The sequence below is a fragment of the Flavobacterium flevense genome (genome assembly GCF_900142775.1).
Classification (GTDB): Bacteria; Bacteroidota; Bacteroidia; order Flavobacteriales; family Flavobacteriaceae; genus Flavobacterium; species Flavobacterium flevense.
This window is the reverse complement of sequence record NZ_FRCC01000008.1, coordinates 1-23585: the sequence shown is the minus strand read 5'-3', so window position 1 is coordinate 23585 and position 23585 is coordinate 1. Positions and strand designations below refer to the sequence as shown.

Here is a 23585-nt window from a genome sequence, read left to right as displayed (position 1 = left end):
AAAACAGATTTATTCTACATGAAATATTTAGAAACAGAAGAAGAAAAAAAATCCTTTACTATCACAACTATCATTTTTGTGATACTCTTTGTTTTGTTTTTTTATTTGGGACTTACCTCTTTAGATCCGCCTCCTGAAAACGGAATTGCTATTAATTTTGGAACAACTGAATTTGGAAATGGAGACATACAACCTACCGAAGCAATTCAATCAGCACCAAAAGCTACCGCTGCAAAACAAGCAACAGCCAGCAATGATGATGTTTTATCACAAGATATTGAAGAAGCGGTTGTAATGAAAGAGGCAAAAAAAATCAAACCAACAAAAGAAGTTGCTAAGGAAGAAGTTAAAGAAAAACCGAAAGAAAATCCAAAACCTTCCAAAAGCACCACAGATGCTTTATCGAGCTTAATCAACGGACCTAAATCGGACGGAACAGCTAAAGGCGGCGAAGGAAACGATGATAAACCAGGAGATAAAGGCAGCCTTAACGGGAATCCTTATGCCAATACTTATTATGGCTCCGGAAGCGGAAGCGGTACAGGAAGTGGCTGGGGATTGAACGGAAGAAAAATAAGCAGCCGCGGAAAAGAAGTCCAAAAATGTAATGAATTTGGTACTGTAGTGGTTCAAATCACCGTAAACAGAAATGGGAATGTAATTGCCGCTAAATACACTAAGGGAACAACTAATACCAATCCTTGTTTAATAGAACCCGCATTGGCAACAGCCAGAAAATACAAATGGCAACCCGATCCTAATGCTCCCGCAACCCAAATAGGTTTTATCACAGTCAACTTTAAACTGGGGGAATAATAGTTGAAAATTTTACACCGCAAATGAATTACCAAGAAACTACAGCCTGGATGTTTAACCAACTTCCGATGTATCAATTACAAGGCGCTTCTGCTTATAAAAAGGATTTAACCAATACGCATTTACTGATCAATCATCTTGGTAATCCCCATCAAAATTTAAAATTCATACACGTTGCGGGTACTAACGGAAAAGGTTCTACTTCGCACATGCTGGCTTCTGTATTACAGCAAGCAGGATACAAAACAGGGCTTTATACTTCGCCACATTTAAAAGATTTCAGAGAGCGAATAAAAATAATCAGCCCCGACAATTCGGGGGAAATTACCGAAGATTTTGTTTGTGATTTCATCAATTCCAATAAAGATTTTTTTGAAGCCAATGACATTAGTTTTTTCGAAATGAGCGTTGGACTAGCCTTTGCTTATTTTGCAAAAGAGAAAGTAGACATCGCCATTATCGAAGTCGGTATGGGCGGAAGACTCGATGCTACCAATATCATTACGCCATTAGTTTCGGTGATTACCAATATTGGATTAGATCACATCCAATTTTTAGGGAATACTTTCGAAAAAATAGCTTTTGAAAAAGCAGGAATTATAAAACCTGAAATTCCGGTTGTAATTGGTGAATATACCGCTGAAACAAAAAATGTTTTTTTGGCAAAAGCCAAAGAAAATCATGCAAAAATTTATTTTGCTTCTGATTTAATTTCGAATAATTATCCTTCTGATTTAATTGGTGATTACCAAATTCATAATAAAAAAACCGTTCTCCAAACCGTTAATGTTTTAAACGAACAAACAGATTTCCAAATCAGTCAGAAAAATATTGAATCCGGTTTATTAAATGTGGTTAAAAACACCGGACTTCTGGGAAGATGGCAACGACTGGGTTCAAACCCAAAAATTATATGTGATACCGCACACAATAAAAACGGACTAGAAATTGTACTGAATCAAATTAAAAAAGAAGATTTTGACCAATTACACCTTGTTCTTGGTGTTGTAAATGACAAAGATTTAGACGAAGTCTTACCTTTATTCCCTAAAAATGCGATTTATTATTTCTGTAAACCCAATATCCTAAGAGGACTGGAAGCTTCCATATTAAAAGAAAAAGCAAGTAAATTTGAACTCACAGGACAAATATACAATTCTGTTTCAGCAGCTTACAACACCGCTAAAGAATCTGCTGCAACAAATGATTTTATTTATGTGGGAGGAAGCACATTTGTAGTTGCAGAAATTTTATAATTTTTTTTGTTTTTTGCTTGCACATCTAAAAAAGCATTGTATATTTGCACTCGCAATCACAAAATGATAGCAACCTAATAAAATAGGGCGATTAGCTCAGCTGGTTCAGAGCACCTCGTTTACACCGAGGGGGTCGGGGGTTCGAACCCCTCATCGCCCACCAAGAAACTCCTTAAGCAATTAAGGAGTTTTTTTTTTGATTAAAATTAAAAAGAAATTCTTTTTAGGGATCAAGGATCAATCGGGGATCAATCCAAAAACCTGGATCAATCCAAAAACCTGTGGAGCGATAAAATTAAGCATAAATATTAGTTAGTCTTTTTTTAGATTATCACAAAAACTTTCGAATCAAGTTCCTTCTCCCCTAAGATGTAAATTAGATAACAAATTTCTATTTTCTTATAAGCTACAAATCACTCCTTCCTGTATTTTAGTTTTATGTATTAACTTAAAATTATATAAAATGGAAAATTCAAAAATAGTCACCAACGAAGAATTAGCAAAATGCCCTTATCATGCACAGCTTAATCAGTCACCAGACAATGATGATCCTCGTGAAGATGCGAACACAGGAGATTGGGATGACGAACGTGAGGAAACCGATACAGATCCGGATTATTATGACGAAGACGGAAACAACAATTCTGGAGGAGCAGGAAGTTCCGGAAGCGCCGCTACGAACAGCTAGCAAATAGTAACTTTTTTAAAGCCAGCAAGAACTGCCTCATTAAACAAATGGGGCTTTTTTATATCTAAAAGGGGTATAAAAAGCCCCCTATAGGTACTATAAAAGTCCTAAAAAGTCTTTTTTTAGTCCTATTACGCCCTTTTTAGGTAAGTGAACAGACTCTTTTAGGACTAATTAGTCTTTTTAAGATACCATAAAGAGACTTTGTAAGTACCACAATGCCTTTTTTAAGTATGCCATAGGGTGTTTTCAAGTCTCTTTTAGCCTTTTTTAGGGTCGATAGTAACCAGAAAACATTACTATCAATCTACAAATGCCTACATCAAGAAACTCATAATCCAGCTCAAAACCTTAAGAGAAATTATACAGAAGAATAAATTTTGTAAGATTTATTTATATATTAGCGAAAAATAATATGCTATAAAGTAGCGACAATCTACCCAATTTTAGGTGTATAGGCGCTACTTTGTAGCTAGTATGAACGAGTTAGCGGTCAGGCTAAATCGATACGAACAGCAAACAGAAACTATGACAGACATAAACATATACAAAGGCGAGTTTTGCATTTCAACCGACAAGGTAAAATTAGACCTTGACGCCATTCACGAATTTTTATCAACCAGAGCGTATTGGTGCATAAATATTCCGAAAGACAAGGTGCAAACTGCTATTGAAAATTCATTCTGCTTTGGTGTTTACCAAGACGAAAAACAAATTGGCCTTGCAAGAATCATTACCGATTTTTCAACGATTGCTTATTTGGGCGACGTATATATTTTAGAAGAATACAGAGGATTGGGGCTTTCTAAATGGTTAATGGAAACGGTTATGAACTATCCGAGTCTACAAGGTTTAAGACGTTGGATTTTACTCACAGGAGACGCACACGAGCTATATCGTAAATTTGGGTGGATAGACATTGCAGACCCAACCAAATGGATGGAACTTCATGATAAAAACGTTTATTCAAAGTAACAACGACAGGACAAAAACCTGCCCGAACCGCTAAACACACGCTACAATCAATTTGGGGACTTGGCTTAATGGAAAAATAGTTTTGTATTTGAAAGATTTGGCAAATCCGAATAATGGGCTTAATTTAATAACAAACCCGTTGTAGTACCAAGACGTTACCAGTAATTTTATGACACGACAAGAGAAAAGACAATTTAATAGAGAAAATCAAAAGAAAACAACAAATTTGAAAACCTATAAACCTATCACTAAAAGTGATAGAATTATTATTATTTCAATTTCGTTAGTAATAATATTTTCGTTTCTCTATGTAGCTTTACGTGATAATTCATTACCGAATAATGAATTAGCTTCAATCAATGTAATACTAAAAAGTTCTCCAAAATATGACGAATACAAAATCAAGTCTACAACATACAGAGATATAATTCTATCAACAAAAGAATATAATAGAGAATTCAAAATAACTGATATGACTTACAAAGCGACAGATCACGAAGCTTTTAAATCAAACATTAAATCGGGAGATAGTATTGAACTTAAAGTTTTGAAATCTGAAGTTTCGGAACTAAACGAAAAAAGTTTTTGGAATGATTATAATGATGTCTATGGTTTAACAAAAAATGGAAGAAATTTTATAGATATTGAATTAAGAACTGAACTGAAAGATAGCGATAGTAAATGGTCATACTTTTTTATAACAATGGGACTTATAATGCTTCCTTATGGTTTTATGAAAAGAAAACCCTTGATTAGTATGGACAAAGCCATAACAACAATATGCGTACTAGGACTAATTTTAATTTTGATAGTAAATCGAGCTTAAAAAACACTACTACCAACAGCTACAACTGATTTATCCAAAATTCACTTATTAGAAACAATTTACTGAATACTATCTTTTGTTTCTTCTAAATCTTCTGATTGTCTTCCTACTTTTATTTTAGGGTTGTCTTTATTTCCTGTGATGGTTAAAGGAATTCCAAGGATTCCAAAAGGCGGTAAACCTAATCTCATTTTAAGATTTAATCGTCCGTCCAGGCTGGTAGTTCCTTCGATTCGGGGTCTGAAACCGGCAAATTTAAATTTAAAGCGTTCTACAGTAATGATGTTATTTTTGATAGAACTCTTAATAGCTACCTGATTCAGTTCGGGATTTTTAATGCTTTCTTTATTGGTCTTTTTAGCCACGCTACCAAACATTTTCATGCCGTACATTTTTACGTTTTTCACAGCGATCACGCCGTTTCCTGACAACGAAGGCAACACAGGCTCCATATTTTCATTTAAGCGCCCTTTCAAACTATAATCTAATGAGATTATTCCTTGTGCTTTTTCGGCGGCACTTGCCATTTCTCTAAAAAGTTTCACTTCGTTATAAGCCCGCTTGATATCAAATTCATTTGCTTTTATATGATAGTCAAATACGGCACTTTTAGAAGTAACGCTCTTGTAAGTGGCATCCATAGCTACGGCACAACCTATCAAATCAAAACCTGCATTTTGCAAAGTAAGCAAACCATTTTTCATGTTTAGACCACCTTTTGCATTTTTAATTTCCAGTCCGTTAAAATGAACTTTTTGAGCATTCGCCGTAAAACGCAAATCTAAATTAGACGGAATTATAATCACTCCTGTTTCGGTTTTAACAGTTGTTTCAGCAGGTGCGGTAGTGTTTTCACCCGCAACTTCAGTCGTTGTAGCCGACATGAATTCATCGGCATTAATATACTTAGAACTTAAAGCAAAAGAACCGTGTAAAACACCTTTTTTTGAAGCCAGAAAATTAAATACATTTTGTAGATAACCATTCAGTTTAAAATCAGATTGACCATAAGAAGCTAAGAAAGTATTGAAATGCATCTTGTCATTATTGAATTTAAAAACACCTTCTTTGACAAGAAATGCTTTTGGCAAATATTCCGATACGAATTTTATGTTCCTAATTTCAAGTGTTCCGCTGTTTTTAAGTTTCGAATAATTTCCTTTTTCAGCATCACTTTGTTTCCCTTTTAATGCTACATCAGCTTTAATAAATCCGTTTACGTCAAGTCCTTTTTGAGAAAAGACTTTGTAGATTTTACCTATATCCAAAGTTCCTTTAGCAGTAATATCATAAAGAAGATTATCAAAATTACTCAGATTGGCTTTCACATAAACAGGATTTCCTTCAAATGTAAACTGAGCGGGTTGCAGCACCACTTTTAAATCATCAAAAGTTCCTTTTGGATTCGAAATAGCAGCAACTATTCCAATATCAGTTATCGGATTTGGATAGTATTTTGTTTTTAGAAAACCATTATTTAAGTTGATAACAGCATTCGTAACAGGAAATATTCCATTTTTTTTATCGAATTTCCCTTTAGAAGTTCCGTCAGCTACCAGCATTCCTTTGAGTTCAAAATCCGCAACCCCAATGGCGCGATTTAGTTTTTCCAAATCTATTTTGGCGTTAAGCACCGCATTAATATCCAGAACATCAGTTCCTGTACTGTATAATTTTGCTTTTAAAGATTCTTTATCAATGTTAAGCGATAAATTTCTTAAATCTACAATAAGCGAATCCGGATTTAACGAAGGTAATTGGGTATCAAAATCTACATTTAAGTTGGTCACAGTGGCCGGACTTTGATTGTAATTGACACTTCCGTCTTTAATTTTGAAATCCAGTTCCAGTTTTGGAGCTATATTTTGAGAAGCAATATAATTTCCTTTTAAAGACAAATTGCAGTCAGTTTTTCCGGATAATTTGGTTTTATTAAGCCAGGTAATAAATTTTGGCGGAAAAGCAGTAAAAAAATCCTGTAGGTTACTGTTAGTCGTTTTCAGAACAAAATCCATTTGATATCCTTCTTTAAGGAAATCAAATTTTCCTTTAAAATCAACTATCAGATTGTTTATTTTTAAATCATTTTCCTGAAAAACAAACGAAAGTGAGTTGACATTTACTTTGGTAATCAAATCAGCATTCACCTTTTTATTCATCAAATAAGGCTCATTATCATACAAAAGATTGAGTTTTTGAATTTGTGCTTTCGAAGACAAATCAAAAATAGCTTTACTTAAATCGCCTTTTCCCAGATAGTTAAAACCGTAAATATCCAAATGAAGTTTGGTCGATAAATCGTCATAAACAATTTTACTGTTGGTGATTTCAATTTTCTCCAGTTTTAACGAACTATCTTCTTCTTTTTCAGTTGTTTCAGTTTTACCGGATTTATAAACATTGTAATTTGCAAATCCTTCTTTATTTACTTTTACATTAATATCAGCATTCGAAAGGAATATTTTATCAATATTTACCGATTTTCCAAAAATCAAACTCGAAACATTGATCCCAAAAGCAATTTCTTTTGCAGTAACCAGATTTTCCTTTTCATAAGGTGCCGAACCATTGAGTTTAAAATTATTTAAACTTACGGTCAAAGAGGGAAAATGCTGAAAGAAAGAAATATTCGATTCTGAATAATCCAGTTTAGCATTTAGTTTTTCATTGGCTACTTTTTTAATTTCTGCATTGATTTTATCTGCAAAAACATAAGGAGCAATAAACATGAAAGTCAATAAAGTGATTAACGTGATTCCTATATATTTTAAGATTTTTAAAAATATAGCTTTTTTTTGAGCCATGATGAAAATGGTATTGGTGAAATAAAGAACGTGTTGATAATCTAATATTATCCGTGTACGGTTTCGTTTTTGCCGTAGTTGGTTATGATGGAAGTTTCGTAATCAATCCATTCTTTCCAGCGTTTGTCGACATCAACATGGTCAGCATATTTTTTAGCAAAACCTAAAAAAGTGGTATAATGTCCCGCTTCGCTAATCATTAAATCACGGTAGAATTGAGCCAGTTCCGGATCTTTAATATTTTCAGACAAAACCTTAAAACGCTCGCAACTTCTGGCTTCAATCATTGCCGAAAAAAGCAAACGTTCACACAAAGCATCATTGCGGCTTCCGTCTTTTTTCATGAATTTAAAAAGTTCGTTTACATAGCTGTCTTTGCGTTCACGCCCAAAAGTAAGTCCTCTTTCTTTAATCAGGTCGTGCACCATTTTAAAATGTTCTATTTCTTCCTGAGCAATAAGCATTAAGGCGGTAACCAATTCTTCTTTTTCAGAGTTTTGGGTAATAAGACTTATTGCATTAGAAGCGGCTTTTTGTTCGCACCAGGCATGATCGGTTAAAATTTCTTCGATATTAGATTCTACGATGTTGACCCATCGTGGGTCGGTGGCTAATTTCAATCCTAACATATCCTTTTTAATTTTATGCAAAATTACTGTTTATTTCAGTGATTTTAATTTTAATACAACGAATTCCAATAAATTTAGTATTATTTTGTGCCAATAATTTTATGCAGCTATGAATGTGATGCCATCACTCTTAATAATTGGCTTTGTATGGCCTGAGCCCAATTCTTCTGCGGCAGGCGGAAGAATGATGCAATTGATTTCTTTGTTCCGGGAACAGGGCTACACGATCACGTTTGCCAGTCCCGCTCAGGACAGTGATTTTATGGTAAATTTAAGTGAATTTGGCGTTCAAAAAGTGAGTATTACTTTGAACAATTCCAGTTTTGATGATTTTATAAAAGAATTAAATCCGGCGGTAGTTTTATTTGACCGGTTTATGATCGAAGAGCAATTTGGCTGGCGTGTTGCCGAAAATTGTCCGGATGCTTTACGAATTTTAGATACCGAAGATTTGCATTGCTTGCGATTGGTGCGACAAAAGGCTTTCAAAGAAAAACGAACTTTTGAAATTTCAGATTTATTAACCGAAGAAGTCGCCAAACGAGAAATTGCCAGTATTTTACGTTGTGATTTATCGTTGATGATTTCCGAATATGAAATGGAATTATTGACTACTGTTTTTAAAATTGACAAAAGCCTATTGTATTATTTACCACTTTTATTAGCATCGAATGCCATTTCTGATTTGGATAAATTGCTTTCTTTTGAAGAACGAAAAGACTTTGTTTTTATTGGTAATTTTTATCATGAACCTAATTGGAATGCCGTTAAGTATTTAAAAGAAACAATATGGCCCTTGATAAAAAAACAATTACCACAAGCCGTTTTGAATATTTATGGCGCTTATCCTTCTCAAAAAGTGCTACAATTAAATAATACCAAACAAGGTTTCCTGATTCACGGACGTGCTGAAAATGCTCAGGAAGTTATCCAAAAAGCAGCTGTGGTTTTAGCTCCGTTGCATTTTGGTGCTGGCATAAAAGGAAAATTACTCGAAGCCATGCAATGCGGAACGCCAAGTGTTACCACTCCTATTGGAGCCGAATCGATGCAAGGAGAATTAGAGTGGAATGGTTTTGTAGAAGATGATCCTGAAATTTTTGCTGCTAAAGCTGTAGAATTATATCAGGATAAAGAAATTTGGCTTCAAGCTCAAAAAAACGGAATTGCAATTATCAATCAGCGTTATTTAAGAACCTTGTTTGAAGATGATTTTGCTACGCAAATTGCCTTTTTACTTTCGAATATAAAGCAACATCGCCTGAATAATTTTATGGGTGAATTGTTGCAGCATCATACTTTAAAAAGCACCAAGTACATGTCAAAATGGATTGAGGAGAAGAATAAATAAGTAAGTTTTTTATTTTTAGAGATTGTTAGTGGAATATAGTTTTGATTGGTTTTCTATATAGGTTTAATGGTGATTGTGGATTTATATGATTTTTAAAATATTTTAATTATGTTAGGAGGTACTGGTGATATTAGAATTATTGGTGGATTTGTGATATGGGTTTTTAAAGGTTTTAAAGGTTCTTTGAAAGAATGTATTAATAATTATACATCAGCTTTTGTTGTTGGTTTGATAATGATTTTCATTATTGCTTTTTTATGTTTTAATTTTTATGAAGATTTTAAAAATTTATTCTAAATAAGAAATTGGTGTTTTGTTTAATAAGTAAATCATATAAAAATTATTTGTTTCGCATGAGGGATGGAAGCGGCATCCTTTTATGTAATGCAATGAAATAAAAGATACAGCGTACAGCCCGACCGCGCTGAAACGATAGTGGAAGCGAGGACATGCCCAAATAAAAACCAAATAAAAAACCCGTCTACATTCTGAAAAACGAGACGGGTTTTGGTTTTTATACTGAATCAGTACTTATGCAAGCATAGTTACCGGGTTTTCAATGTATTGTTTTAATGTTTGTAAAAACTGTGCTCCGGTTGCTCCATCGATAGTACGGTGGTCACAAGCTAGAGACAACATCATGGTGTTACCTACAACAATTTGTCCGTTTTTAACCACTGGTTTCTCAACGATAGCTCCTACTGAAAGGATAGCTGAGTTAGGCTGGTTAATAATCGAATTGAATTCAGTGATACCAAACATTCCAAGGTTAGAAACGGTAAAAGTACTTCCTTCCATTTCCTGAGGCCCTAACTTTTTGTTTTTAGCTCTTCCGGCAAGGTCTCTTACACTAGCACCAATTTGAGATAAACTCATAGCGTCAGTGAATTTCAATACAGGAACTACTAATCCGTCTTCAACAGCTACAGCTACTCCAATGTTTACATGGTGATTGATGATGATAGCATCTTCTTTCCACTGAGAGTTGATTTTTGGGTGTTTTTTCAATGCTAAAGCACAAGCTTTGATAACCATATCGTTGAAAGATACTTTAGTATCCGGAACGCTATTGATTGTAGCTCTTGATTTCATGGCGTCATCCATAGTTACCTCGATTACTAAGTTGTAATGAGGTGCTGTGAATAAAGATTCAGCCAAACGTTTCGCAATGATTTTACGCATTTGCGAATTTTTGATTTCTTCGGTATAAACTTCTCCGGCAGGAACAAACACTTTAGGTGCAGCAGCAGTTTCTGTTTTAGCAGATGCAGCAGCTTGTGGAGCGGCAGCAGCAGGAGTAAAGTTTTCGATATCGCTTTTTACGATACGTCCGTTTTCTCCGGAACCTTTTACCTGCGTTAACTGAATTCCTTTGTCAGAAGCAATTTTCTTAGCAAGAGGCGAAGCGATAATTCTTCCTCCGTCAGCAGGAGCTTCCTGAGCTACAGGAGCAGCAGTTTCAGCAGGAGCAGCTTTAGTTTCTTCGGCAGCTGGAGCCGCTTGAGAAGCACCACCGGCCACATAATTATCAGCAATTCCGCTGATATCAGTTCCTGCAGGTCCAATGATAGCTAAAAGACTATCAACAGGAGCTGTATTTCCTTCTTCAATTCCGATATATAATAAGGTACCTTCGTTGAAAGACTCAAATTCCATTGTTGCTTTATCTGTTTCGATTTCAGCAAGAATATCACCTTCTGCAACAGCGTCACCTACTTTTTTCAACCAGGTAGCTACCGTTCCTTCCGTCATAGTATCACTCAAACGAGGCATTGTTACTACAACAACACCGGCAGGTAAAGAAGCAGCTGGTTTAGCAGCAGCTTTTGGTTCTTCTTTTTTCTCTTCAGTTGCAGCTGGTTTTTCAGCAGCGGTCGGAGCATCTCCACCGGATAATAAAGCAGAAATATCTTCGCCTTCGTCTCCGATAATTGCTAATAAAGAATCTACAGGAGCTGTTTCTCCTTCAGGAATTCCAATATGTAAAAGCGTTCCTTCATTGAAGGATTCGAATTCCATCGTTGCTTTATCAGTTTCAATTTCAGCAAGGATGTCCCCTTCACTAATTTTGTCTCCTACTTTTTTAAGCCATGTCGCTACTGTTCCTTCCGTCATAGTATCGCTCAAACGAGGCATTGTTACTTTTATCGCCATAATATTTTTATAATTTATGAGGTGTAAATGGATAATCTTCTTGTGCATATACTACATCGTACAATTGCTCAGGCTCTGGGTACGGAGAAGATTCAGCAAAATCAACACATTCCTGAACTAAATCCTTAACCCTTTGATCAATTGCTTCGATTTCTTCATCGGTAGCATATTTTTTATCTTTAATTACGTCTAAAATTTGAGTAATAGGGTCAATTTTCTTGTACTCTTCTACTTCTTCTTTAGAACGGTATAATTGTGCATCAGACATAGAATGTCCTCTGTAACGATACGTTTTCATTTCCAGGAAAGTTGGTCCGTCTCCACGACGGGCTCTTTCGATAGCTTCTGTCATTGCTTCCGCTACTTTTACAGGATTCATTCCGTCAACCGGTCCACAAGGCATTTCGTATCCTAAACCTAATTTCCAGATATCCGTATGATTTGCTGTTCTTTCTACTGAAGTTCCCATTGCATAACCATTGTTTTCAACAATAAATACAACAGGTAATTTCCATAACATTGCCATGTTGAAAGCTTCGTGTAAAGAACCCTGACGAGCAGCACCATCACCAAAATAGGTCATTGTAACTCCTCCTGTATTGTTGTATTTGTCTCCAAAAGCTAATCCTGCACCTACAGGAATCTGACCTCCCACGATACCGTGACCACCATAAAAACGATGTTCTTTTGAGAAAATGTGCATAGAACCACCCATACCTTTAGAAGTTCCTGTAGCTTTTCCAAGCAATTCAGCCATTACGCGTCTGGGATCAACACCCATACCTATTGGCTGAACGTGGTTTCTGTAAGCAGTAATCATTTTGTCTTTGGTTAAATCCATTGCGTGCAATGCACCTGCAAGTACGGCTTCTTGACCATTGTATAAATGTAGAAAACCTCTAACTTTTTGTTGTATGTATAATGCAGCGAGTTTATCCTCAAACTTTCTCCAAAGCAGCATGTCTTCATACCACTTTAAATATACTTCTTTTGTAACTTCTTTCATCTCAAGTGTTCTTTTACTAAAGTTTTTTATTGTGTGTCAATTAGTACTTTTTCACAAATTCATTTAAAATGGTCAAATTTGCGAAATGCAAAAATAGGACATTCCATCTAAGAACTAAAATTATAAAGCTAATTTTTAGTTTTATTAGAGCAGTTTTTTGTTAAATAATAAAGGGAGCAGGTTTTTTAAAGATTCTGATTTATAAATTTTCCCTTTTTCGCCCATAAAATAAATTTCAATCGGGCTTTCCTGTTTTATTTCATATTCGGCAATAGACTGCCTGCAGGAACCACATGGAGTAATAGGCACAGGAATTCCTGTTGCCTGAGGTGCGGCTGTAATTACTATTTTCAGAATTTTAGATTCCGGAAAATTAGAAGCTGCCTGATAAAGCGCCACTCTTTCGGCACAAAGTCCTGACGGATAAGCCGCATTTTCCTGATTACTCCCTAAAACAATTTTTCCGTTATCCAAGGCTATCGCCACACCCACTCTGAAATTAGAATAAGGAGCATGCGCATTTTTTTGAATTTCAGTTGCCTGTTCAAAGAGATACTTAACTTCGTCCGGCAATTGTTCTGTACTGTCAAAAACAGCAAACTTAGTTGTAATAGTGATTTCTTCCATTTATTTTTTGGATAAAAAAAATCCAAATTTCATTTAACGGAAATTTGGATTTAGTTATAGTTTTTTATTCGAAATTAATATTCTTCGTACTTATCTCCAAAGTTAAATGTCAATGAAAAACGAAGGGTGTTTTCTAAAGGATTTGGAATATTCGAAGCTGAAAACAGATAAGAAACATCTATTTTTACTGTTGTATATTTAAAACCAGCTCCTAAAGTAAAATATCTCAATCCGCTTTTACTAATGTTTTCATGATGATACCCTAAACGCATAGCAAAAGAATCCTGATAAGAATATTCGGCTCCGGCAGAATAAACAACCTCTTTCAGTTCTTCACTAAAGCCATCAGGAGCATCTCCTAAAGATTTAAAAACTCCGGAAACCCAACTCGTTCTTCGGTATTCCTCAGTAGCCAGATCAAAATCAGCATCATCAACAACGCCGTCTCCATTCATATCGTTTCCGTTGTAAGCGCCGTTATTATAACCCACTTTTGGAGTTGGCACAAGAAGTTTATTAGCTTCAACAGTTAATCCTAATTTATTATAATCATCTAAAATAAAATCAAATCCTGCTCCTAATTTTAAATTAGCAGGCATGAAGTTACTACTTAATTCGTCATTATCATAGCTTATTTTAGGTCCCAGATTCTGGATATTAAAACCGGCTCTCCATCTTCCGTTAAATCTGCTGTATGCAATTTCTTCCGATTGATAAAAACCTGCTACATCAATTGCAAAAGAGTTAGCTGCTGTAGCATCTTCGGTACCGGTACTCACTTTTAGATTAGAACGAATGTATCGGGCACCAACAGCCATCGAGAATTTTTCGCTTAATTTTAAGGAATAAGAACCATCAAAGGCAAACTCATTTGGCGACACAACAGGAGGATTAGCATCTGATGCATTTTGTCTTAATTCAATATCACCAAAACCAAAATAACGAAGACTTCCGGCAAAAGCACTTCGGTCAGAAATTTTATTGTAATACGTAAGTTGTCCTAATGAAATATCATTAGCAAGACCTGTTAAGTAAGGCGTATAACTCACACTAACTCCTTGTTTATCTACAGCAAAAGCATATTTAGCAGGATTCCATTGCTGGGAAAAAGCATCTGATGAAGTAGCAACTCCCATATCTCCCATACCTGCAGCTCTCGCATCTGCTGTGACGGATAAGAAAGGAACAGCTGTTGTAATGGCTCTTTCCTGAGCTTGAATCAGCGAAATTGAAAACAAAGAAATGGTTAAAAGTATTGTTTTTTTCATTGATGGATAGAAAATTATTTGAACAAATATAGTGTTTTATTGAAAAGTTGCAAGTTTTTCTGTCCTTAGTTTTACCGAAACCAAACAGGAGTTTCAAAACTTAATTTCAAAGTCTGTTAAGTATATATAACTGTTATTTTTAATTAATATTGTATAAATTAATGGATATGATTCTTTCGAATAATGACACTTGATAAAATCTATTAATTTGTAATAAAAAACCATTCAAATATTTATTTTGGAAGGCTATTTTATTCGTTCTTTTTAAAGATAAAGGCAAAAGCATAAAAAAAAAGCATTAAGTATATGAATAAATAATAAATAGTATAAATTTGCGTTAATTTTGAAGAAAAGAAACAGTATATAATTATTTAAATGATATTGCAGGTTAATCGTTAATTATTATATTGCAATGCGTAAAATTTTACCTTAGTAAAGAGTATGAAAGTAAATAAAATTACAGTTTTTCGATTAATGTTGTCAGTGATTGTGGCTTTAGGTTTTGCTAGCTGTAGCAAAAAATCAAGTTCTAAAGGATCTTCCAGAGCAACAGGTTGGAATGTAGACAGTAAAAAAGTTCAAGCGGCTAAAAAGCAAGAAGCTGGACCTGGTTTAGTTTTTGTTGAGGGAGGAACTTTTACAATGGGAAAAGTACAGGATGATGTAATGCATGACTGGAACAATACCCCTACTCAGCAGCACGTTCAGTCCTTTTACATGGATGAAACCGAGGTAACTAATTTTATGTATTTAGAATATTTAGATTGGGTTAAAAATGTCTTTTCTCCTACTGACGAAAATTACAAAGACGTCTATAACGGGGTTGTTCCTGATACACTTGTATGGAGAAACCGATTGGGATACAACGAAACCATGACCAATAATTATTTAAGACATCCTGCTTATGCCGAATATCCGGTTGTAGGTGTAAACTGGATACAGGCTGTTGATTTTGCTAAATGGAGAACGGATCGTGTTAACGAAGGCATATTAGAACAAAACGGTTATTTGAAAAAAAATTCAAAAACAGAAGATGTAACTGCTGAAAATTCATTTAGTACTGAGGCTTATTTAATGTCTCCTTCAACTGCCCGTGGCGGAAGCGAAGAAATTGTATTGCAAAAAACAAAAGGAAGGACAGTAAAATCTAAAGACGGAAGTACATCTGAAGCAAAAGGGGTGTATGCACAACGTTCTACCGGAATTATTATGCCGGAATACAGATTGCCAACAGAAGCAGAATGGGAATATGCCGCAGCTGCTGATGTAGGACAAAGAGAATATAATATTTACAAAGGACAAAAGAAATATCCTTGGTCAGGTGAATACACCCGTTCAGGAAAAAGACAAAACAGAGGGGATCAATTAGCTAACTTTAAACAAGGTAATGGTGATTATGGTGGTATCGCAGGCTGGTCTGATGATGGTGCCGATATTACAAACGCAGTTAAGTCCTACCCTGCTAATGATTTTGGATTGTATGACATGGCCGGTAACGTTGCCGAATGGGTTGCCGATGTTTACAGACCAATTATTGATAATGAAGCAAATGATTTCAATTATTTCAGAGGAAATTTATATACTAAAAACAAAATTGGTGCCGACGGGAAATTAGAGATTGTTACTAAAGAAAACATGAAATATGATACTCTAAGTAACGGAAAAGTAATAGCTCGTAATCTTCCGGGAGAAATTGCTCAGGTTCCGGTTGACGAACAAGAAACTTATCTAAGACAAAATTTTGACAAAAGCAACAATATAAATTATAGAGATGGTGACAGACAGTCTTCTAAATACTATAATTTTGGTTCTTCTGAAGCAGAAAATGAAAAAGAGATTGACAAAATGTATAACTCACCAAAACACAATGTAACTACCGATAGTTTAGGTAACATGGTGAGAAAGTATGACAGATCCAGTAAAAGAACAACTCTTATCAATGACAAAATCAGAGTATACAAAGGTGGTTCCTGGAGAGACCGGGCTTACTGGTTAGATCCTGCACAAAGAAGGTATTTCCCTCAGGATATGGCCACTGATTATATCGGATTTAGATGCGCTATGTCAAGAGTAGGTTCAAAATCAGACAAAAGAAAGACACCAAGAAATTAATTTATACAACATATTAGATAAAAGCCCTTTGATTAGGGCTTTTATTTTTTAAATCACTTTATATGGATATCCCTTACATTCATAGTTTATTTTTAAAATCTACAGGAGTTTCAACAGATACCCGAAAAATTCAGGATCAGTCTATATTTGTAGCAATAAAAGGAGATCGGTTTGATGCCAATACATTTGCAGTTGAAGCCTTAGAAAAAGGAGCTTCACATGTAATAATTGATAACGAAGCTTATTATATTGATGAGAGAACCATTTTAGTAAAAGACAGCTTAACAGCTTTGCAAGAACTGGCTAAGTTTCATAGAAATTATTTAAAATTACCCATTATTGCACTTACAGGAAGTAACGGAAAAACAACTACCAAAGAATTAATTAATGTTGTTTTATCTAAAAAGTACAAAACAAAAGCCACTATTGGTAATTTAAATAATCATATAGGAGTTCCTTTGACGCTGCTATCTTTTGATAGGAATACTGAAATAGGAATTGTTGAAATGGGCGCGAATCATAAGAAAGAAATTGAATTTCTTTGCGAGATTGCTCAGCCGGATTATGGGTATATTACTAATTTTGGAAAAGCACACCTGGAAGGTTTTGGAGGTATAGAAGGTGTTATTGAAGGAAAAAGCGAAATGTACCAGTATCTTTTAAAAAACGATAAATTAGCCTTTACCAATCTTGAAGATCCTATTCAGGTTGAAAAATCAAAAGCTCTAAAACATTATTCTTTTGGCATTAACAAAAGAAAAGCAGATGTTACAATTTCAGCAATAAAAGCAAATCCTTTTGTAGAAATTCAATTTGATTCTATCCAGATTAAAACGCATTTAATAGGTTTGTATAATGCTAATAATGTCAATGCAGCACTAACAATAGGACAGTTCTTTGAAGTAGAAAAGGAAGCCATAAAAGCGGCATTAGAAAGTTATATACCGGAAAACAACCGATCCCAACTATTAACAAAAGGAAGTAACGAAATCATTTTAGACGCTTATAATGCTAATCCAAGTAGTATGTTAGTTGCGATAACTAACTTTTTACAGCTTGAAAAAGCCAATAAAATCATGATTTTAGGAGATATGTTTGAGTTGGGTAATGAAAGTCATAAAGAGCATACCGATTTGGTTAATTCATTGATAAATGAATCGAATGTTCAATGCTATTTTGTTGGAAAGGCATTTTATGAATGCCAAATTGGGAAAGATAATTTTCATTTCTATGATAGTTTCGATTCTTTTTCAGCTGGGTTGGAAGGAGTGAATTTCGAAAATAATACAATACTTATAAAAGGCTCCAGAGGGATGGCTTTAGAGCGTACTTTAGAATATATAAAATAGATTTTTTTTAGATTAAAAAGAAAATAGTTGACGGAAAATAAATTAACTTTAGCCATATAGCAGTATAAAATTGTTATATGACTAAAGTTTTTTTATGAATAGAAATGAAAAACTCGATCATCTCAGTAAAGACACAGCGTTTGATGTGGTAATAATTGGCGGAGGTGCAACAGGTCTGGGTTGTGCAGTAGATGCTGCCAGTCGTGGTTACAAAACTTTGCTTTTAGAAAAATATGATTTTGCTAAAGGTACTTCCAGTCGCTCCACTAAATTAATTCACGGCGGCGTTCGCTATTTAGCTCAGGGCAATATCCATTTAGTCCGCGAAGCACTCTTAGAAAGAGGCAGGTTATTAAGAAATGCTCCTCATGTTTGCCACACACTTGGATTTGTATTACCTGTATATCACATATGGGATAAATATTACTATGGTCTGGGTTTATGGATTTACGAATTTCTATCGGCCAAATTTAGTTTAGGAAAAACAAAAATTCTTTCTAAAACAGCTACTTTAAAACAGCTGCCTGATCTAAATTCTGACAACCTAAAAGGAGGTGTTTTGTATTTTGACGGTCAATTTGATGATAGCCGATTAGCCATCAATTTAGCCCAAACAGCTTCTGATCAGGGTGCTTTAGTACTTAATTATTGTGGTGTAACCGACTTTATAAAAGATGAAAATAAAATAATTGGTTTAAAAGCGAAAGAAGAATTCTCCAATCAGGAATTTAGCATTAAATCAAAAGTAATTATCAATGCAACAGGAGTATTTGCAGATGCATTATTACAAAAATCGGAAGGACATACTGAAACAACCATGACTCCTTCTCAAGGGATTCATTTGGTTATAAATAAAAAGTATTTTGAGGGTTTGTCTGCAATGCTGATTCCTAAAACCAGTGATGGCAGAGTTTTATTTATTATTCCCTGGCATGATAAACTATTGCTGGGAACTACTGATACCGCTGTTGATCAAATATTTTTAGAACCAAAACCTCTTAAAGAAGAAATTGATTTTATAATCAGTCATTTTAATAAATATGCAATCCAATCTATTACAAACACAGACGTCTGTAGTGTATTTGTTGGCTTGCGTCCATTGATAAAGAAAGATTTCGGTAATAATACGGCTGTTTTATCCAGAGAGCATCTTATTCAAACTTTCCCTTCCGGCCTGGTAAATGTTTCGGGAGGTAAGTGGACAACTTATAGAAACATGGCTGAAGAAACAATTAATAAAGCAACAGCTTCTTGCGGCTTAAGTTTTGTTCGGTCTAAAACAAAACGTTTGAAAATTCATGGTTTTAGCCATCATAAAATCAACTCTTATTTAGCTATATATGGTTCAGATGCTGAGATGATTTTACAAATGATAAAAGAGGATCATTCTTTGTCTGAAAAAATTCATCCTCATTATCCTTATACAAAAGCTGAAGTGGTATGGGCTGTTGAAAACGAAATGGCTTTGACTGTAGAAGATGTTTTAGCAAGAAGAATACGATTGCTTTTTCTGGATGCAAAAGCAGCAATAGAAGCTGCACCAATAGTAGCCGGAATAATGAGAGTATTATTAGAAAAAAGTGAAAAGTGGGAAGAAGAACAAATTGTTAGTTTTCAGCAATTAGCTCAGGGGTATTTGATAAAATAAGTAAAAAAAGCTCCATTATTTCTAATGAAGCTTTTGAAAGTACAATTTTAAAAAAGATTATTTTATCAACACTTTTACATTATTATTTAAGTCATCACCGGTAATATTTAAAATATAAAGACCCGGAGTATAATTATTATTCAAACGAATTTTAAAATTCCCCTTACTGTTTCCGTTACTGTTTAATACATTACTAAAGAATACATTTCCTGTTGTATCCATTAAAGTTGCTGTAATATTAGGAGAGTTATAAGACGGAATATTAATATTAATCTGCTCTTTAACCGGATTAGGATGTATAGCTATTTCATTTGTAGTTATTCTGAAACTCCATACGTCTCCCGTTGTAGTTCCGTAATCATTTGTAGCATCTACTCTCCAATAGTAATATACTCTTGAAGTTAAAACGGCAGGCAATTGATACGATAAACTTTCTGAGTAAGAAATATCAGCAAGTTTACTCAGATTTTCAGGGTCAGTACCAAAATACACGGTGTACTTTGTAGCATCAATTTTCCCTTCCCAAGCCAGATTGAAATTCTCAACAGGCAATTCTAAAAAGTAAGAACCGTTTTCCGGACTTGGATTAACTGCTTTTACCGGAGCCGGAGCTGCTTTAGTCGTTACATCAAAAACTTCACTATAATTAGATGAATCGGTCTTGTTAGTCGCTTTTAAGCGATAGTAATATTTAGTACTATGAGCAACATCGGTATCAGTATAAGTGGTTGTATTTGCTTCAAGATTTGCTATTGGTTCAAAAGAAACAGCGTCTAACGAACGTTCCAGTACAAAATTAGCTTCATTGTTTGAGTTATCCATCCATTGCAATACCGTTGTTGTTTCAGCCAATGGTGTAGCAATAGTATTGGTATCGAATGTTACATTAGTAGGAGCATTAATAACTGTTGTGTTATATATCTCCGTAATTTGTGAAGCAGACAAAGCGTAATTAAATATTTTTAATTCATCTAATTTTCCTTTGTATGGAGCCGGTGCTGTTCCTGAAGCCAGTTCAAGTTCGCCAATATTTCCAAGTATTAAATCTGTTGGTTCAGCAATACCTGTTACTCCCGTTTCACTAAGTTCACTCTGAAGCACACCATTTAAATAAAGTCGTAATTTATGAGCAACAACATCTCTCATGACCACAACATGTTCCCAATTACCTGTAAAGAATCTTGATCCGACCCCTTTTAATTCTTTTTTAGTAACATCATCATCAATAGCAAAACGAAGTTCACCGCTCTTAAATTCAATATTATAACGTTTTCCTGTTGCTCCGGTAGTTGCATTCTTTGTAAAAGAACCTTTGCATAATAAATAAGCTGAACTTGTTGAACCCGTAGGCAGTAAACCAGGTGCTGCTTTCATCCAAAAAGAAATAGAAAATGAGCCATTATTTAAATAAATTTGATCCTGATTAGGAATACTGGCCATATAACTATTATTATTTGAGGATAAAAAATCGAGTGCCTTGTTTGCTTTACCATCGATTCTTACTGTTGTATTATCAAAATCAAGATCTAATTTTCCATTGTTATCAAAATCCGATAAATCAACAATATCATCCCCTTCGCCGGCAACCTCCTTAAATGGCCAATGCCCAACCATATTATTTGGAATATTCGAAATGGTTCTAAAACTCCAAATATCACCTTCTACTGTGCCTTTTACATTCGTTGCATCTATTCTCCAATAATAATTCGTGTCCGAATTTAAACCTGAGACTGTATAAGATGGACTTGCTGCATAATTTACATCAGCTACTTTGTTTAAATTAGAAGAATCTGTTCCAATATAAACCGCATAAGTTGTAGTATTGCTGCTTCCTGTCCATTTTAACAGAAGACTTCCATTATTCGGTTCAGCATAGTTAAATTCATTTGTCGGATTCGGATTGGATGTTTTATTAGGTGCCGAAGGTAATGCTGGTGTGGTAACAGAATTCACATCACTATAACTTGAAGACTCATCAACAGTTATCGCTTTAATACGATAATAATATTTGGTATTAGGGATTAAATTAGCATCAGTATAGGTAACCGTATTGGAATTAACCATCGCAACCTGAGTAAAAGAAGTTCCATTTGTTGAACGTTCAATTACAAAATTAGTTTCGTTATCCGAATTGTCTGTCCAATTTAAAATAATCTTACTTGACGGAGTCGGAGTTTCTACAGAACTTGCATTAAAAGTAATGGCTGTAGGTGGAATAACAAAATCAGAAGGAACAGTATTAATCAATCCGTTAATATATACCTCAATGTTTAAATATTGAGAAGAAGTTGTGCTGTAAGCAAGAGCATCAGCAGGATTATTTTTATTTAATCCATTAGCATCTTCCCATGCATCAGGCATTCCGTCATTATCAGAATCTAATGGTGCCGGAGCCCCATACACATGACCTGCACCTCCATTTATAAAACCAAATTGCTTAGTCAAGTCAGATTGTACATAAACATAGGTTGCAGCTGTACCTTTTGACATTAAATCAGAAATCATTAAATTATCTACCTGATCACGTCTCGGATAAGACGCACCTGCACTTGATACAATCTTATCATAAGCATTTTGTGCTGTCAAAGGCGTATTTTTAAATGGATAATCATACGGAGTTGACAAAATACTTGCTGCATCACCAGTTGGATATCCTGTTAAATCCTGAGGTACTAAAGTTCCATCTAACATTCCGTTTCTGTTATTATCAAAATAATTTCCTGATCCATACAAAAAGAAATTAGCGTTTCCTCTGTTAAATGGTGTAGAGACAGAAGTACTTGTATTAGGTCCTCCAATAAAATAATTGTTTATAATATTTACATCAGAACTTCCCGCAGAATCACCTCCCATAATGTAGGCATCTCCAGATTCAGTATGTCCATAAGTATTTCCATAGTTCCCCCAATTATAAACTACATTATTTACAAATTCATTAATCCCTTTTATTTTATTATTTCGGGTTTTATTGCAGATATACAAATTACCAATTAAACTCACTTTACCACCTGCTGAAGGCTGTATAAGCCCTCCTGCGGAATGATTATGACGATGCAATCCTTGTCCAATAATAGAATTTTGGATTGTAATATTATCAGGGCTCGTTCCTTTACCATCCCAGTTAATAGAAAATACTTCGTCTGTACCCCAGGTAAAAGTCATATGATCAAAAATCATATTCGCACCATTGGCTAAACCTGAAGCGTCTTGGTTTTGGGAAGTCCCTCCATAACGAATACGAAGATAGCGGGCAATAGTATTGCTAGCACCTGTGAATGTAACTCTTGGACCTAAAAAAACAATTCCTTCCCCCGGAGCTGTCTGCCCGGCAATGGTAGTGTTTTTTGGTATAACAATTTGTGATAGCAAATTAACAATCCCTCCTACTTTAAATATCACAAAACGACCTTCCTGGCTTACAGCATCACGAAAGGATCCCGGTCCGCTATCATTTAAATTAGTTACTAAGTAAATTTGAGGATTACTCGCTCCTCTTGCTCCTGTGGTGTATCTTCCAAATCCCTGAGCTTCGGGAAAGGCTAATGTTTGGGAGTGCAAAGCCTCAGAAGTTAATACAAGTCCGTATAACAATAAAGCTTTAGGTACCTGTTTAAAAAGTAAAGTTCTTAATTCCATAAATGATTGATTTAGTTAACAATAGACAACTATACGTTAGGTCAATTTATTTGTATAGCCAAGCTAATTTATTGGTAATTTATTTTTATTCCATCCTGTGCTGTCCTGTACAGACAGCACAGGATGGAATAAAAAATAATTAAATCATTATATTATTAAAAAGAACAAATTCAACTATAAGTAAGTTGAATAAACTTTCACTCAGTGTAACTATTTTTTTTGACAATACTTAACCCTTTTGAACTTTACCTCTATTACAAAATAGTGTAAAACAAAAATCCCGTTTCGTTAGAAACAGGGTTTTCATAAAGAAAGGCGACGAACCGAGCCGTTAGGCGAACACGTTCGTACCTATAAAAAAAAGAGCCCCAACCTTTTCAGGTTGGGGCTCAATAAAGAAAGGCGACGACATACTCTCCCACAAAACTGCAGTACCATCT

Annotated in this window: 17 protein-coding genes and 1 tRNA gene; 11 read left to right on the top strand and 7 right to left on the bottom strand. The window is 34.7% G+C overall.

Translation table 11 applies throughout. The features are described from left to right. Window positions 1-18: 18 nt before the first annotated feature. The 6 genes from BUB89_RS13215 to BUB89_RS13190 all read left to right on the top strand — a co-directional run bounded on the left by BUB89_RS13215 (window position 19) and on the right by BUB89_RS13190 (window position 4561). On the top strand, window positions 19-816 hold the full coding sequence (locus BUB89_RS13215) for an energy transducer TonB family protein (protein WP_073245832.1): 798 nt from the start codon (window positions 19-21) through the stop codon (window positions 814-816). A gap of 23 nt (window positions 817-839) precedes the next feature. Further along, complete coding sequence (locus BUB89_RS13210) at window positions 840-2072, top strand: bifunctional folylpolyglutamate synthase/dihydrofolate synthase (protein ID WP_073245830.1); 1233 nt, start codon at window positions 840-842, stop codon at window positions 2070-2072. 85 nt (window positions 2073-2157) lie between these two features. Further along, window positions 2158-2235, top strand: a tRNA-Val gene (locus BUB89_RS13205). A gap of 300 nt (window positions 2236-2535) precedes the next feature. Next, a complete protein-coding gene (locus BUB89_RS13200) occupies window positions 2536-2760 on the top strand; it encodes a hypothetical protein (RefSeq protein WP_073245828.1) in 225 nt (74 codons plus the stop codon). 528 nt (window positions 2761-3288) lie between these two features. Continuing rightward, the gene (locus BUB89_RS13195) at window positions 3289-3735 is read left to right on the top strand and encodes a GNAT family N-acetyltransferase (RefSeq protein ID WP_073246144.1); all 447 of its coding nucleotides are present in this window, start codon (window positions 3289-3291) and stop codon (window positions 3733-3735) included. A gap of 169 nt (window positions 3736-3904) precedes the next feature. Continuing rightward, on the top strand, window positions 3905-4561 hold the full coding sequence (locus BUB89_RS13190) for a hypothetical protein (protein WP_073245826.1): 657 nt from the start codon (window positions 3905-3907) through the stop codon (window positions 4559-4561). Window positions 4562-4620: 59 nt separating this feature from the next. Here BUB89_RS13190 and BUB89_RS13185 read toward each other — a convergent pair whose 3' ends face one another. Next, complete coding sequence (locus BUB89_RS13185; protein WP_073245824.1) at window positions 4621-7365, bottom strand: AsmA-like C-terminal region-containing protein; 2745 nt, start codon at window positions 7363-7365, stop codon at window positions 4621-4623. A 47-nt stretch (window positions 7366-7412) separates the two neighbouring features. Continuing rightward, on the bottom strand, window positions 7413-7994 hold the full coding sequence (gene miaE / locus BUB89_RS13180) for a MiaE family protein (RefSeq protein ID WP_073245823.1): 582 nt from the start codon (window positions 7992-7994) through the stop codon (window positions 7413-7415). A 109-nt stretch (window positions 7995-8103) separates the two neighbouring features. Here miaE and BUB89_RS13175 point away from each other — a divergent pair, with 109 nt between their 5' ends. After that, window positions 8104-9345, top strand: coding sequence for a glycosyltransferase (locus BUB89_RS13175; protein ID WP_073245821.1), 1242 nt, complete (start codon window positions 8104-8106; stop codon window positions 9343-9345). Between the two features lie 108 nt (window positions 9346-9453). After that, window positions 9454-9642 (top strand): hypothetical protein, encoded by a 189-nt coding sequence (locus BUB89_RS13170; protein WP_073245819.1) that lies wholly within the window; start codon window positions 9454-9456, stop codon window positions 9640-9642. Window positions 9643-9876: 234 nt separating this feature from the next. On the opposite strand, the gene BUB89_RS13165 is transcribed toward BUB89_RS13170, so the two are convergent. The 4 genes from BUB89_RS13165 to porV all read right to left on the bottom strand — a co-directional run bounded on the left by BUB89_RS13165 (window position 9877) and on the right by porV (window position 14400). Then, a complete protein-coding gene (locus BUB89_RS13165) occupies window positions 9877-11499 on the bottom strand; it encodes a pyruvate dehydrogenase complex dihydrolipoamide acetyltransferase (RefSeq protein ID WP_073245818.1) in 1623 nt (540 codons plus the stop codon). Between the two features lie 7 nt (window positions 11500-11506). Then, window positions 11507-12505 carry a pyruvate dehydrogenase (acetyl-transferring) E1 component subunit alpha gene (gene pdhA, locus BUB89_RS13160; protein WP_073245817.1) on the bottom strand — a complete coding sequence of 333 codons (999 nt, stop codon included), beginning with the start codon at window positions 12503-12505 and terminating at the stop codon, window positions 11507-11509. A 144-nt stretch (window positions 12506-12649) separates the two neighbouring features. Beyond that, window positions 12650-13132 carry a cytidine deaminase gene (locus BUB89_RS13155; protein WP_073245815.1) on the bottom strand — a complete coding sequence of 161 codons (483 nt, stop codon included), beginning with the start codon at window positions 13130-13132 and terminating at the stop codon, window positions 12650-12652. Between the two features lie 74 nt (window positions 13133-13206). Next, window positions 13207-14400, bottom strand: coding sequence for a type IX secretion system outer membrane channel protein PorV (gene porV / locus BUB89_RS13150; protein ID WP_073245814.1), 1194 nt, complete (start codon window positions 14398-14400; stop codon window positions 13207-13209). 441 nt (window positions 14401-14841) lie between these two features. On the opposite strand from porV, the gene gldJ reads away from it, so the two are divergent. The 3 genes from gldJ to BUB89_RS13135 all read left to right on the top strand — a co-directional run bounded on the left by gldJ (window position 14842) and on the right by BUB89_RS13135 (window position 19509). Further along, a complete protein-coding gene (gene gldJ / locus BUB89_RS13145; RefSeq protein ID WP_073245812.1) occupies window positions 14842-16512 on the top strand; it encodes a gliding motility lipoprotein GldJ in 1671 nt (556 codons plus the stop codon). A gap of 62 nt (window positions 16513-16574) precedes the next feature. Beyond that, window positions 16575-17861 carry a UDP-N-acetylmuramoyl-tripeptide--D-alanyl-D-alanine ligase gene (locus BUB89_RS13140; protein WP_073245810.1) on the top strand — a complete coding sequence of 429 codons (1287 nt, stop codon included), beginning with the start codon at window positions 16575-16577 and terminating at the stop codon, window positions 17859-17861. Window positions 17862-17955: 94 nt separating this feature from the next. Continuing rightward, window positions 17956-19509 carry a glycerol-3-phosphate dehydrogenase/oxidase gene (locus BUB89_RS13135; protein ID WP_073245809.1) on the top strand — a complete coding sequence of 518 codons (1554 nt, stop codon included), beginning with the start codon at window positions 17956-17958 and terminating at the stop codon, window positions 19507-19509. 57 nt (window positions 19510-19566) lie between these two features. Here BUB89_RS13135 and BUB89_RS13130 read toward each other — a convergent pair whose 3' ends face one another. Further along, complete coding sequence (locus tag BUB89_RS13130) at window positions 19567-23145, bottom strand: LamG-like jellyroll fold domain-containing protein (RefSeq protein WP_083552794.1); 3579 nt, start codon at window positions 23143-23145, stop codon at window positions 19567-19569. Between the last annotated feature and the right edge of the window lie 440 nt (window positions 23146-23585).